The sequence below is a fragment of the Streptomyces sp. NPDC002156 genome (assembly GCF_053593675.1).
Map to the genome: position 1 here is coordinate 1 of NZ_JBSFDA010000013.1, position 13,907 is coordinate 13,907.

10 protein-coding genes are annotated in these 13,907 nt (G+C 69.9%); 3 read left to right on the forward strand and 7 right to left on the reverse strand.

Features of this window, described 5'->3' with window-relative positions:
* Positions 1 to 168 precede the first annotated feature (168 nt).
* The 7 genes from ACWCRB_RS08560 to ACWCRB_RS08590 form a co-directional block, all read right to left on the reverse strand.
* Positions 169 to 3,771, reverse strand: coding sequence for a DUF4082 domain-containing protein (locus ACWCRB_RS08560; protein WP_450995317.1), 3,603 nt, complete (start codon positions 3,769 to 3,771; stop codon positions 169 to 171).
* 71 nt (positions 3,772 to 3,842) lie between these two features.
* Complete coding sequence (locus ACWCRB_RS08565) at positions 3,843 to 4,961, reverse strand: DegT/DnrJ/EryC1/StrS family aminotransferase (protein WP_450995318.1); 1,119 nt, start codon at positions 4,959 to 4,961, stop codon at positions 3,843 to 3,845.
* Positions 4,958 to 5,650 carry an acetyltransferase gene (locus ACWCRB_RS08570; RefSeq protein ID WP_450995319.1) on the reverse strand — a complete coding sequence of 231 codons (693 nt, stop codon included), beginning with the start codon at positions 5,648 to 5,650 and terminating at the stop codon, positions 4,958 to 4,960. The genes ACWCRB_RS08565 and ACWCRB_RS08570 overlap by 4 nt, the downstream gene beginning before the upstream one ends.
* The gene (locus ACWCRB_RS08575; protein ID WP_450995320.1) at positions 5,647 to 6,786 is read right to left on the reverse strand and encodes a DegT/DnrJ/EryC1/StrS family aminotransferase; all 1,140 of its coding nucleotides are present in this window, start codon (positions 6,784 to 6,786) and stop codon (positions 5,647 to 5,649) included. Before ACWCRB_RS08575 ends, ACWCRB_RS08570 begins: the two co-directional genes overlap by 4 nt.
* A complete protein-coding gene (locus ACWCRB_RS08580; protein ID WP_450995321.1) occupies positions 6,783 to 7,769 on the reverse strand; it encodes an SDR family NAD(P)-dependent oxidoreductase in 987 nt (328 codons plus the stop codon). Before ACWCRB_RS08580 ends, ACWCRB_RS08575 begins: the two co-directional genes overlap by 4 nt.
* 47 nt (positions 7,770 to 7,816) lie before the next feature.
* On the reverse strand, positions 7,817 to 8,887 hold the full coding sequence (locus tag ACWCRB_RS08585; protein WP_450995322.1) for a Gfo/Idh/MocA family protein: 1,071 nt from the start codon (positions 8,885 to 8,887) through the stop codon (positions 7,817 to 7,819).
* A gap of 23 nt (positions 8,888 to 8,910) precedes the next feature.
* The gene (locus tag ACWCRB_RS08590) at positions 8,911 to 10,257 is read right to left on the reverse strand and encodes a sugar transferase (RefSeq protein WP_450995323.1); all 1,347 of its coding nucleotides are present in this window, start codon (positions 10,255 to 10,257) and stop codon (positions 8,911 to 8,913) included.
* Between the two features lie 380 nt (positions 10,258 to 10,637).
* Between ACWCRB_RS08590 and ACWCRB_RS08595 the strand changes: the two genes are divergently transcribed.
* From ACWCRB_RS08595 to ACWCRB_RS08605, 3 genes are read left to right on the forward strand one after another with little or no spacing between them, the layout of a single operon-like run.
* Positions 10,638 to 11,486, forward strand: a complete 849-nt coding sequence (locus ACWCRB_RS08595; RefSeq protein ID WP_450995324.1) for a glycosyltransferase family 2 protein — start codon at positions 10,638 to 10,640, stop codon at positions 11,484 to 11,486.
* A gap of 25 nt (positions 11,487 to 11,511) precedes the next feature.
* A complete protein-coding gene (locus ACWCRB_RS08600; RefSeq protein ID WP_450995325.1) occupies positions 11,512 to 12,873 on the forward strand; it encodes an MFS transporter in 1,362 nt (453 codons plus the stop codon).
* Complete coding sequence (locus ACWCRB_RS08605) at positions 12,870 to 13,892, forward strand: TolB family protein (RefSeq protein ID WP_450995326.1); 1,023 nt, start codon at positions 12,870 to 12,872, stop codon at positions 13,890 to 13,892. The genes ACWCRB_RS08600 and ACWCRB_RS08605 overlap by 4 nt, the downstream gene beginning before the upstream one ends.
* Positions 13,893 to 13,907: the final 15 nt, after the last annotated feature.

Sequence of the window (13,907 nt, forward strand, 5' to 3'; positions counted from 1 at the left end):
CCTCCCCACACAGGTGGTTGGTTTATTATTTGGCTTTATTTTTAGATGGAAAGCACAACCGGCGCACCGCCCGGGGGGGGCCCCGCCCCCCCGGGGGGGGCGCCCCCGGCGGGGGTCGGCGCCCCCCCCGGCGGTGGGTTGTGGTCGGTCAGTTCTTCATTCGGACGGTCAGTTCTTCTTGCGGACGGTCTTGCTGGTCAGGGTCCACACATGGGACTTCACGGTGTGGTTCTTCTTGTCCCGGGCCGTGACCGTGATCTTGAACCGCGTGCCGTCCGGCAGCGGGGTGGACAGATGGACGGACACCTTGTGGGTGGCCCGGTCGTAGGAGACATAGGCCTTGACGTGGAGCTTCCTGGCGGCCGCGGCCTTCGCGCCCGGCAGGACGGTCACCGTCGCCTTGACCGAACCCACCTTGGTCGCGCTGGGCAGCGTGGTGACGAGGGGTCTCGACGCGTCGGCGGTGCGCGCCACCAAGGAGGCGCTCACCTCCGAGATGTCGACCGTCGCCAGAGACGCCGACGGGTCGTCGGCGGTGAAGACCGGCCCGACCCAGTAGTTCGCGGACCCGTAGGAGCCGTTGGGGAAGGCCACGTCACTGCCGTACCGGTAGAGCCCGTTGTGGGACGTACTGATGTCGGCGGTGGCGGTCAGCGGATAGGACTTGTGCGCCGAGCCGAAGTAGCCGCCGTCCACCGCGTAGTTGCCGTTCGGCGCGTGGTAGGAGACGACGTACGAGGTGTCGGCGCTGATCGCCACCGGGGTCGCGAACGTCATCGTCTGCCAGCCGGAGGCGGACTCGGTGGTGAAGGTCCCGGAGGCGAGGAGCGTGCCGTCGTTGGACCAGAGGCTGCCGGTGTGGGTGCCGGTGTTGGTGGCGCCCTTGTAGAAGGTGACGCCGGTGACCCAGCCGCTCGCCGAGGACTGGAAGCGGGTGCCCAGTTCGAGGGAGTTGGGGTCGTCGGTGACGGCGGTCCTGGCCGGCACGGTGCTGGTGTTCCACAGCGTGCAGGGGCAGGTGACCGCGGGTGGCGTGGAGCTGGTGGTGAAGCTCCAAGTCACCGGGGCCGACATCGCGTTGCCCCACAGGTCCTCGACCTGGACCGAGGCGGTGTACGTGGTGTTCAGCTCCAGTTCCGTCGACGGTGTGAAGGTCGCCTTGTTCGACGCGGGGAGCGTCTTGGCGCCCGGCACGGTGTTGCCGTTCGGGTCCTTCAGCGTGAACGCCAGGGTGTCGCCGTCGATGGCGTGGTCGAAGACCGCCGACACCGGTGCCGTGATCGCCGCGCCGGTCGCCCCGGAGGTCGGGGAGGTCGAGGTGACGACGGGCGGGGTCGTACTGGCCGTCGCGGTGTCCAGCACCACGTCCACCCAGTAGTTGCTGCCCGAGGACGCCGAGGACGGGAAGGCGCTGGTCGAGCTGTAGCGGTAGACGCCGTTGCCGCCGTCGGTGCCGGACTGGAGCGCCGTGAGCGGGGCCAGGCCGGCCGAACTGCCGGAGAAGTAGCCGCCGTCGTAGGAATATCCGCCGTTGGGGGCGAAGTACGAGGCGACGTAGGTGGTGTTGGCCTTGACGGTCACCGGGGTGGCGAAGTTCAGCTGCTGCCAGCCGGAGGCCGTCTCGTTGGTGAAGGTGCCGGTGGCCAGGCGGGTGCCGGAGGCGCTCCACAGGCTGCCGGTGTGGGTGCCGGTGTTGGCGGGCGACTTGTAGAAGCGGACGCCGGTGATCGAACCGGCCACCGTGGTACGGATCTTGACGCCGAGTTCCAGCGGACCGCCGTCGCCCGCGTTGATGGTGCCGGGGACTGCCGTGGCCGGCCAGATGGTGCAGGGGCAGGCCTGGGGGCCGACGGTCACCGGGATGGTGGTGACGGCGCCGATGTTGACGCTGTCGTCGACCGCGCGGACCTTGATGGAGGCGGTGCCCGGGGCCGTCGGCGTCCAGCTGTAGGTCCAGGACGTCAGGCCGGTGGCGGCGTTCCAGGTGGTGCCGCCGTCGGTGGACACCTCCGTGCGGGCCACCACTCCCCCGCCGGAGTCGGTGGCGGTACCGCTGATGGTGACCGGCTTCAGCGCCGGGACGGTGACCCCGGAGGCCGGGGTCGTCACGGTGATGGCCGGGCCGGTGGTGTCGGTGGACTGCGTCGCGGTGGAGAGGTTGCTCTGCAGGTCCAGCGGCTGGACGCCCATGTCGGCGAGGATGTTCACCGTCGCCTGCTGCATGCGGACGTCCTCGGTGACCACGACGTCCTCGGGGTCGTACGTCGGGAGGTTGGTCAGCCCCCACGACCACTGCACGGTCCCCGCCCCGAACACCAGGGCCCCGGAGTCCTGGTCGCGGAACTCGACGAGATTGTGCGTCGCGGTCCCGTTGCCGTACATGTTGCCCCAGTCGAGGCGGTACTTGCCGTCGTCGATGTCCACGGTCGTGGACGAGACGTGGATCGCTCCGGCGGGCCTGGTGCTGTTGACGATGTCGCTGTCCCACTCGTAGCCGAGGGTGCCGGCCGGGAAGGTCGCGGTCTGGCTCGACGTGAGGTTCGCGATGGAGGTGTTGCGCCAGATCCGGTTCTTGCCGTACGAGCCGGGGACCGTGATCGAGTCGGCGCGGTAGCCGTTCACCGTGAACATGGAGCCGGTGAGGATGTTCGGCGGCTGGTAGTCCATGCCGTACTGGGTGCTGGTCGGGTCCATCCAGGTGCCGGTCCAGGTGCCGCTGGGGTCGGCGACGCCGTTGCCCTGCACCATCTTGGTCATCTTGTAGCAGACCAGGGTCCGGTTCGAGGTGCTGGTGCCGTCGTTGCTCGGGGCGAGCCGGGTCTTCCAGAACACCTCGTTGCCGCTGAAGTAGGCCTGCTGGACGCCGGCCTTCCGGGCCGCCAGGACGTTGTCGTACTGGCTCTGTGTCCAGTACTCGTCATGGCCCGAGGAGAGGTACACCTGGTGGTTCTCCAGCAGGGTGTCACCGTGGGTCGACACGTCGACGCCGGACAGATAGCTGACGTCGTAGCCGTTGCGCTCCAGCCAGGACAGCATCATGAACTCGGAGCCGTAGATGCCGTTGTCACCGCCGATGTCCAGCGGCCGGTTGTAACTGACCTCGTAGGCACGGCCGTCGGGCGCGGGTCCCGCGCCGCCGTAGAAGTCCTGGCCGCCGTAGTCGTTGTACGCCTGCCAGGTCTGGTCACTGGTCTGTACGACGATGTCGGAGGTGCTGGAGTCCTTGCGGACGACGAACGGGTACGGCATCAGGCCGTCGCCGTCGGTCTGCGTCAGGTTCGCGATGTACAGGCCGGACACGGCGTCGCTGGGGACCGTCCAGTTCACGGTCACGGGCCAGTTGCCGCAGTCGACCAGGCCCGTGCTGCTCTTGGTGGTGCAACTGGCCGGGTTGGTCGTGTAGTTGGCCGGGTAGGTCACGGCGGCCTGGGCCGCGGTCGAGATCAGGCGGGCGCCGTCGCCGCCGTACCAGCCCAGGCGGTAGATCTCCACGCGGTACGTGACCGGCGACTGGATCTTGAACTGGACGGTGTCACCGGCCTGGACGCTCTCCTTGGTGGAGAACCCCTTGATGCCGCCGTAGGAGTTGGGCGAGTACCAGTCGGACATGGGGCTGCCCGTCTTGGAGTTCTCGCACACGATCTCGTTCGAGGCCGTGCCGCACGGATCGGATGCTGCCTGTGCGGGCATGGCCTGCGGGAGCACCGCCCATATCAATGCTGCTACGACGGCGAGGCGCCCGCCCCGGATCCGTCTGCTCCATCTGTTCATGTGTACCTCTCAGCGGTGCTGTGCAACCGATCCGTGAAGTCGGGGGGTGGCGCGGTAAATCCGAGGGTCGATCAGCCTGCGAGCGCGTCGGCGAGGGTGTCCACGACGCGTTGCTGCTGGTCGGGGGTGATCTGCGGGAAGAGCGGAAGGGACAGGATCCGGTCGGCCGCCTGCTCGGCGTGGGGGAAGTCGCCCCGGGCGTGGCCGAGTTGGCGGTAGGCCGGGGTGAGGTGGACGGGGGCGGGATAGTGCACGCCCGCACCGATGCCCTCGGCGTTGAGCTTGCCGACGATGTCGTCGCGGTCCGGGCCGGCGACCTGGACGACGTACAGATGCCAGACGTGGACGTTGCCGTCCGCCGTGGCCGGGAGAACCACACGCCCGGTCGCCGCCAGGTCGGCGAGCAACTCGTCGTAGCGGGCCGCGGCTGCCCGCCGGGCCGCGTTGCCGTCCGCCAGGCGCGCCAGCTTCGCCCGCAGGACGACGGCCTGGAGTCCGTCCAGACGGCTGTTGAACCCGGGTACGTCGTGGCGGTACTTGGCGACGCCGCCGTGGTTCGCGATCGCGCGCACCAGGCCGGCCAGTTCCTCGTCGTCGGTCAGCACCGCGCCCGCGTCGCCGTAGGCACCGAGGTTCTTGCCCGGGTAGAAGCTGGTCGCCGCGATCCCGCCGCTGCCCGGCGACCGGCCGTCACGGGTGGCGCCCTGGCACTGGGCGGCGTCCTCGACGACCCGTACGCGGTCGGGCAGTTGGCCGGCCAGCCCGGTCACCTCTGCCATCTGGCCGTACAGGTGCACCGGCACCACCGCGCGGGTGGCGGGGCCGACCGCGTCCAACGCGGCCTGCGGGTCGAGGAGATGGGTGCCGGGCAGACAGTCCGCCAGGACCGGTCGGGCACCGATCCTGGCCACCGCGCCGACGGTGGCGATGAAGGTGTTGGCGGGTACGACGACCTCGTCGCCGGGCCCGACTCCGCTTGCCCGCAGGGCGAGTTCGACGGCGTCGGTGCCGTTGGCGACGCCCACGCAGTGCGCGACGGCGCCGAAATCCGCGTACTCGCGCTCGAAGGCACCCACCTCGTCGCCGCCGATGAACGCGGTGTTCGCCAGCACCCGTTCGAATCCGGCCCGTACCTCGTCGGCGACCTCGGCGTGTGCCGCCTTGAGGTCCACCAGCGGTATCTGGTTCATTTCAGCGGTCCCCCCACTGTTGTCCGTGTCGCGAGTTCGTCGAGCGCGGGCGCCGCCGCCTCGCGCAGCCGCCGGGCCGGGCTCCCCACCCAGACCTCGCCCGGCGGAACGTCGCCGAGCACGCTGCTCCCCATCCCGATCTGCGACCAGGCGCCGACCGTCGTGCCCTCCCTGACCAGAGCCCCGGAGCCCACATAGGCGCCCCGCTCCAGCCGTACGCCACCACCCAGGCGGACACCGGAGGTGATCGTGGCGAAGTCCTCGACCGCGTCGTCATGGGTGAGGACGGCATGCGGCATCACGGCGACATGCGCGCCCACCCGCACTGCGGCGGTCAGGACGCAGTGCGCGAGGAGGACCGAGCCGGGCCCGACCTCCGAGGTCGCCGACACGGCCGCCGTCGGGTGGATGACGGTGGCGTAGCGGTCCACGGGCAGGCCGAACCTACGGACCAGGCGGGCACGGGCCGCGTAGTCCCGGGGGTTGCCGACGCAGATCACCACCCTTGCCTCGGGCAGCGCGTGGACGAGGTCGCAGCCGCCGAGCACGGGCACGCCGTCGACTTCCCTGCCGTGCAGGTCGGGGTTGTCGTCGAGGTGTCCGAGCAGCTCGAAGTCGCCCGCGTCCCGTACGGCCTGTGCGGTCTCCCGGGCGAAGCCGCCCGCGCCGACGACGACAAGTTCGTTCATCCGCGGGCCTGTTCGCGCAGCGCCGCCACGACCCGGTCCTGCTGGGCCTCGGTCATGGTGTGGAAGAGGGGCAGGATCAGCGAGTCGCGGCTGATCCGCTCGGTGGCCGGGAGCGGCACGGCGGGGTGGTCCGCGTAGGCGGGTTCGAGGTGCGAGGCCATGATCCCGCGCCGGGCGGAGACCCCGGCCTCGGAGAGCGCGGCGAGCAGGTCGTCGCGGCCGACGGGGAAGTCCTCGTCCAACAGCACCCAGTACGACTGGAAGTTGCTCTGCCCGTGCGCGGGGTCGCGTACGGGGGTGAGACTGGGCACGCCCCGCAGCAACTCGTCGTAACGGGCCGCCAGTTCGCGACGGCGGGCGATCATCGCGTCGAGTTTACCGAGCTGGACCAGGCCGATCGCGGCCTGGACGTCCGTCATCCGGTAGTTGAAGCCGACTTCCAAGTAGCTTTCCAGGACCGGCTTGTTGCTCGCATGGCGTTCGGCGGCCGAGGCGTTCATGCCGTGCTCGCGCAGTCGGCGCAGCCGTGCCGCCCACTCGGCGTCGTCGGTGGTGATCATGCCGCCCTCGCCGGTGGTGACGACCTTGCGGGGGTGGAAGGACCAGGCGGCGATCAGCGCGCCGTGCCCCACGGGCTTGCCGCCGACGGTCGAGCCGATGGCGCAGGCCGCGTCCTCCACCAGGGGCAGGTCCCACTCGGCGCAGGCGGCGCGCAGGGAGTGCACATCGGCCGGTACGCCGCCCTGGTGGACGACGAGGACGGCCTTCGTACGGGGGGTGCGGACCGCGTCCACGGTGGCCGTGGTCAGGTTGCCCGTGGCGGGGTCCACGTCGGCGAACACCGGTTCGGCACCGACGTAACGGACCGCGTTGGCGGTGGCGATGAACGACAGCGAGGGCACGACGACCTCGTCGCCGGGTCCCACGCCGAGCGCGACGAGCGACAGGTGGAGGCCGGTGGTGCACGAACTGACGGCGATACCGTGCTCGGCGCCCACCCGCTCCACGAAAGCCTTCTCGAAGGCGGCGACCCGGGGGCCCTGGGCGACCCACCCGGACAGCACCGCGTCGGAGGCCGCCTTGGCCTCCTCCTCGCCGAGCCAGGGGATCATCACCGGGATGCGGTCGGTGCTCACTTGGCCGCCTCCCCTGCCACGACACGCTCCGCGCGCCACCATGCGACCAGGTCCTTGAGGCCCGTACGCAGGTCGATCTCGGCCCGGAACCCGAGCCGTTCGGCGGCCTGCGAGGTGTCCGCGAGCCGCCGGGTCACGCCGTTCACCGCGCGGGCGGGCCCGTGCTCCGGCTCCAGGCCCGACGCGCCCATCGCCTCCAGCAGGCCCTGGGCGAGTTCCTTCAGCGAGGTCTCCGTACCGCTGGCCACGTTGAACGCCTCGTCGGTGAGATCCGACTCGGCGGCCAGCACATTGGCCCTGGCGATGTCGCGGACGTCGACGAAGTCCATGGTCTGGGCGCCGTCGCCGAGGATCAGCGGCGGTTCGCCCGCCTCGATGCGCTCCATCCAGCGGATGAGCACCTCGGTGTAGAGGCCGTGGATGTCCATCCGGGGGCCGTAGACGTTGAAGTAGCGCAGCACCACGTAGTCCAGGCCGGACATGGCGTGGAAGCTGCGCAGCATGCCTTCGTTGAAGGCCTTCGCCGCGCCGTAGAAGGTGTCGTTGTTGTACGGGTGGTGCCGCTCGGTCGTCGGGAAGGTCTCGGCCATGCCGTAGACGGACGCCGAGGACGAGGCGATCACCTTGCTCACGCCGGCCGCGGCCGCCGCCTCCAGGACGTTGAAGGTGCCGTCGACCAGTACCTCGTTGGCGAGGCGGGGCTCCTCCGCGCACTGGGTGATGCGTATCGCGGCGAGGTGGAACACCAGGTCGGCGCCCTCGGTGACCTTCCGCACGGTGGCGGCGTCCCGGATGTCGCCCTCGACGATCTCCACGACGCCGCTGGGCAGGGCCCGGGCGAGGTTGGCCCGCCGTCCGCGCACGAAGTTGTCGAGTACGACGATCTCGCGGGCGCCGCCCTCGGCCAGGAGGTCGACGAGGTTGGAGCCGATGGTGCCCGCTCCCCCGGTGACCAGGATCTTCTTGCCTCGTACGCTGCTCAACTGCGCTGCCCTCTCAATGGGTTCGGACTGTCAGTGACGTGGGACTGTCAGTGCCCGGCGCGCAGGCCGACGACCGCGCCCTTGAATTCGAGACTCCGGGACGCCGCCTCAAGAATGTCGAGCACTCTGAGGCCCGCCCGGCCGTCGGTCAGGGGCGACCGGCGTTCCCTGATGGCGTCGCCGAACTCGTCGACCATGCTCCGCAGCGCTTCCTTCTCGCCGATGGCGGGCGCGACCATGTCTCCGGAGCGGTAGGAGATGAGCATGTCCCGGCGTTCGTCGTCGCCGATCTCCTGGGGCGCGGCCAGTTCCACGCCCCGGTCGAAGATCGCCACGCGCTGGGCCGGGTTGAGGTCGTCCCAGATCAGGGTGCGCTTGGATCCGCCCACCATGGTGGTCCGCACCTTGGTCGGCGAGAGCCAGTTGACGTGCACGTGGGCGATGGCCCCCGTGTTGAGCTGGAGCGTCAGATAGGCGACGCAGGCCTGTCCGGCGCCGATCGGGTCGGCTCCGTGGGCGGCGACGGCGACCGGCTCGACGTTGTCGGGGAGGATGAAGTCGAGGATCGACAGGTCGTGCGGGGCCAGGTCCCACAGGACGTCGATGTCCTTCTGGACGAGCCCGAGGTTGATGCGGACCGAGTCGACGAAGTGGATCTCGCCGAGTTCGCCGGAGCGGACCAGTTCCCGGATACGGCCCACGGCGGGTGTGTAGCAGTAGGTGTGATCGCACATCAGGGTGAGCCCGCGCTCCTCGGCCTCGGTCACCAGGCGCATCCCGTCGGCGTAGGTCGCCGCGAGCGGCTTCTCCACGAGGACGTGCTTTCCGGCGCGCAGGGCGGCGAGGGCGATGTCGAGGTGCGTGCCGGCGGGCGTGGCCACGGCGACGGCGTCGACGGAGGGGTCGGCGAGGACGGCCGCGTAGTCCGCGGTGGCCTGGACCGTCGAGTAGCCGCCGAGGACGCGCTGGGCGCGGTCCACGTCGAGGTCGCACAGCCAGCGCAGCCGGAACCGCTCGCTGGCCTGGAAGTTGCGTACGAGGTTGGGACCCCAGTAGCCCGCCCCGACGACCGCGACCCCCAACGGCTCCGTGCCCAACGACTCCGTGCCCTGTGTCACTTGGTCCCTCTTCTGTCGGTCCATCAGTAGGCCCCCGTTCCGCGCACCACGGCGGAGCCGGTGCGCGCCAGGATCGTCAGGTCCAGGCCCATCGACCAGTTGTCCACGTATCCGAGGTCGAGCCGGACCGCCTCGTCCCAGGGCAGGTCGGAACGTCCGCTGACCTGCCACAGCCCGGTGAGACCGGGTTTGACGAGCAGTCGGCGCTTGACCTCCGGCGTGTACTCCTCGACCTCCTCGGGCAGCGGAGGGCGGGGGCCGACGAGCGACATGTGTCCCTTGACGACGTTGAGCAGTTGCGGCAGTTCGTCGAGCGAGCTGCGCCGCAGGAACGATCCGAACCGGGTGATCCGCGGGTCCTGCTTCACCTTGAACAGCAGGCCGTCGCTGTTCTCGTTCAGGTGCTCCAACTCGGCCCGGAGGTCCTCCGAGTCGGGCCGCATGGTGCGGAACTTCAGCATGGTGAAGTGGTCGCCGTAGCGGCCGACCCGCTGCTGCCGGAACAGGGTCGGTCCGGTGCTGTCCAGGCGGACGATCAGGGCGATCAGCATCATCGGCAGTGCGAGGACCGCCAGGAGCAGTGCCGCGAGCGACCGGTCGAGGAGTTCCTTGGGCAGCCGAGAGGTCCGGGCGAGGTTCGGTGCCTGGATCCGCATCAGCGGCACCCCGTGGGTGGGCCGTACCGAGAGCCGAGCGGCGGACACGTCGGTCAGTACGGGGGCCAGCAGGAAGTCGACGCCCTGCACGGCCGCCGTCCAGGACATCCGGCGCAGGACGGAGGCGTCGGACCCGGGGACCGGCACGACCACCACGGTGCCGATGCCCATGGCCCGGACGACGTTCTCCATGTCACCGACGCCACCGAGGACGGGGAGCCCCAGCTTGCGGATCTCCGCGCGGTTGCGCGGATCGCTCAGGCACACCCCGGCGATGTGCAGTTCCTGTTCGCCGCCGCGCCGCAGTACGGCGACCAGGTCCGCGATGCCGTGGGACGGCCCGACCAGGAGTGTCGTGCTCTGGTCCCGGCCCCGGGCCCATCTTCGGTGGAGCCGGCGGCGCAGTGCGTAACGGCCCGGCAGGGCGATCGCGACAGCGGGTATCGTCGCCATGACCATGTCATGAAGAAGTCCCGAATCATGGGTGAACAAGTAGTGCACACCCGCGGCCAGCGCCGGCACCGCGACGGCTCCGCGGAGCACCCGTCGGTACTCCTCGACGCCCACACCCAACGCCCTGCGGTCATAGGAGCGATGGACGAGCATGGTCACGATCCACGTCGGGGGAAGCACCAGGGCGACCGTCCAGCGGTCGTAGGCCGCGTGGATCAAAAAGGCCGCGGCAACAGCTGCGAAACCGTCCGCGACCAACAAGGTGAATCGATACTTCTGTTCCCACCGTCTTCGGCGAGCTTCCGGACTGGTCCGTTCCACAACCACTTGCTCATGCGTGACCTCAATGGTCATGCTCCCCCCACCACATGCGCGGCTACCCCCCGTCCGAAGTGCCCTCCACGCAGCGGCACTGGAAAGCGAGGGAGCGTCAGCGGTTCCCCAACCGCCTCATGCCCCCCAGCATGCTCTTACTGAAATGCTCAAATGCATACGCAAAGCCGAACCATGACGCGCAGTCAGGGACAACTTCCCCACCCAAACCGGTCCGGCGGCACTCAATCTAGACCACCGAACACAGTCACGGGAACGGTTGAACGAAACACACATCGCATTAGTGACACTGGCGGCATACTGCCCACGTGACGAGCATCGTGATCCCGGCCCACAACGAGGCCCGAGTCATCGGACGACTCCTCGATTCGCTGCTGGCCGGCTCCGCCGAGGACGAGACCGACATCGTGGTTGTATGCAATGGCTGCACGGACGACACCGCGCGGATCGCGGCCGATCGTGGACCCCGCGTCCGGGTGGTCGAGATACCAACGCCCTCCAAACACGCGGCCCTTCGCGCGGGGGACGACCACGCCCACGGCTTCCCCCGTCTCTACGTGGACGCGGACGTCGTCCTCGCGAGCGCCGACGTACGTGCACTGATCGAACCCCTGAACGACGACACCTCGGACGTTCTCGCGACCGCCCCAGAACGGCGGATTCCGCTGACCGGCTGCGCCTGGCGGGTGCGCTCCTACTACCGGGTGTGGCAGCGGCTGCCCGCCGTGCGCGAGGGGCTGTTCGGCCGGGGTGTCATCGCGGTCTCCAAGGCCGGGCACGCCCGGATCGCCGCGCTGCCGCCGCTGATGGCGGACGACCTGGCCGCGTCCCTGGCGTTCGCCCCGCACGAGCGGCTCGTCGTCGGCGGAGCAAGCGTCGTGGTCCATCCGCCGCGCACCTGGCCGGACTTGATGAAACGACGGATCCGGGCCGCCGTCTCCACCGCCCAGGTCGAACAGCATCAGGACCCGGAGGAAGCCTCGGCGCGCACCAGCGTCGCGGACCTCAAGGCCATGGTCCGCCGGGAGCCGAGGCTCGTGACCAGTGTCGTAGTCTTCCTCGCGGCGGCGGTCGCCGCCCGACGGGGAGCCAGAAAGGCCGTCCGGGAACAGGACTTCGGGACCTGGCTACGGGACGAGAGCAGCCGGCAGAACTGATCGCACCGCACCTGGAGTCTCGATCATGTATCTCACCGACCGCTCCGCCCCCGCACAGACGGACACCGAACACGGCCGAAGACGCGCCCCGGGGCGCAAGGTCGCCCCGGTCGTGTTCGTCCTGGGGACGGTCAGCCTGATAACCGACATCTCCTCGGAGATGGTCACCGCCGTTCTGCCGCTCTACCTCGTCACCACGCTCGCCTTCACCCCGCTGGCGTTCGGCACCCTCGACGGCGTCTACAACGGCGTCAGCGCGCTGGTCCAGCTCACCGGTGGCCATATCGCCGACCGGGTTCGCAATCACAAACTGATGGCCGGTCTCGGGTACGGCCTGTCCGCCCTGTGCAAACCGCTGCTCCTGCTCGCGAGCAGCATCGCCACGCTCGGCACGGTCCTCGCCCTCGATCGCACCGGCAAGGGCCTGCGCACCGCCCCGCGCGACGCGATGATCTCCCTGTCCACCCCGTCCGAGAAGCAGGGCCGCGCCTTCGGCGTACACCGGGCGATGGACACCACCGGCGCGATGCTCGGCCCGCTGGCGGCCTTCCTCATCCTGCGCGCGGCGGCCGACGGCTACGACGCCGTGTTCGGGGTCAGCGCGTGCGTCGCCGGGCTCGGCGTGCTCGTACTGGTGCTGTTCGTACCCGCCAGAGGGCAGGTAACGCGAACGAACGAAGCAGGTAACAAGCCGAGCGACGAAGCGGGTTCGGCGAACAGCTCACCACCCGTCCGCATACGGGACGCGCTGGCCCTGCTGCGCCTGCCACGGCTCCGCGCACTCGCCGGCTGCGCCGCGCTGCTGGGCCTCACCACGGTCTCGGACGCCTTCGTCTATCTGCTGCTGCAAAGGCGTGCGGGCATCGCCGACGAGTGGTTCCCGCTGCTGCCGCTGGGCACCGCCGCGGTCTTCCTGCTGCTGGCCGTGCCCGTCGGCGCGCTGGCCGACCGGGTCGGGCGGCGCGTCGTGTTCTTCACCGGGCACATGGGGCTGCTCACCGCCTACGCCCTCCTCCTGTGGGCCCCGGCCACCCCGGCCCTGCCCTTTCTCGTCCTCGCCCTGCACGGCATGTTCTACGCGGCCACCGACGGCGTGCTCCCGGCCGCCCTCGCCGACATCGTGCCCGAGCAACTGCGCGCCACCGGTCTGGCCATCGTCGGCACCAGTCAGGCGCTGGCCCGGTTCTGCTGCTCGCTGTCCTTCGGCGCCGCCTGGACGCTGTGGGGCGACAGCGCGGCGCTGGCCGGATCGGCGGTCGGCCTGCTGTGCTGCGCGGCAGTCGCGGGCATCGTGCTGCGCCCGAAGGACCCGACGAGCACCACAGACACCGCAGGCACAACAGAGACCACAGACACCACAGCCACAACGCCCCAAGGATCCGGATGACATCGCTGCGCGGCCGTCTGCTCATACTCGTCACGGGGGTGCTGCTCCTCGCGGGCCTGGCGACCGGCGTGGTCCTGCACGCCGCCGACCGCGCGGAGCAGGCCAACAAGCCGCAGCCGGGCGGCCCCGCCGTCAGCACGGGCAGGCTGACGCTCGACCAGAAGAGCCGCCTGACGTTCGTCAACGCGGCCGCAGGCCCACACCGCACGGCCGTCGCGTCGGTCCCGTCGACCGACCCCGGCGCGGGCCGGACCGCCTCGGACCTGAAGTGCGTGCGCTTCTACGCGGCGGCCGGCACCGGCGTCTGCCTCCAGTCGGTCCCCGGTGTCCTCAAGCAGAGCAACCGTGCTCTGCTCCTGGACGCCGACCTCCGCACCGTGCACACCTACGCGCTCGCGGGCACCCCCAGCCGCGCCCGGGTCTCGCCCAGCGGCCGCTTCGCCGCCTGGACGGTCTTCGTCTCCGGCGAGTCCTACGCGTCGGCCTTCTTCTCGACCCGGACCTCCATCCTGGACACCCGCACGATGCGGCTGATCCCCAGCCTGGAGACGTTCAAGATCACCCTTGACGGCAAGTCCTACCGCGCCTCGGACGTCAACTTCTGGGGCGTCACCTTCGCCTCCGACGACGACACGTTCTACGCCACCCTCAACACCGCCAACAAGACGTATCTGGTGCGGGGTTCCATCTCGAAGCAGACGGTCACCACCCTGATCGAGAACGTGGAGTGCCCGTCGCTCTCCCCGGACGGAACCCGCGTCGCCTTCAAGAAGCGGGTCCTGTCCCGTACGGCCCTCTGGCACGAGTACGTCCTCGACCTCAAGACCCTGAAGGAGACGGCACTGGCCGAACGCCACAGCGTCGACGACCAGGCCACCTGGCTCGACAACAACACGCTCGCCTACGCCCTCCCCACCGAGGGCAAGGTCGGCAGCAGCGACCTGTGGAGCGTGCCCGCGAACGGCAAGGGAAGCCCCCGCCTGCTGATCGCGGGGGCTTCCTCACCGGCGCCGCTGTAGACGCCATAGACGCTC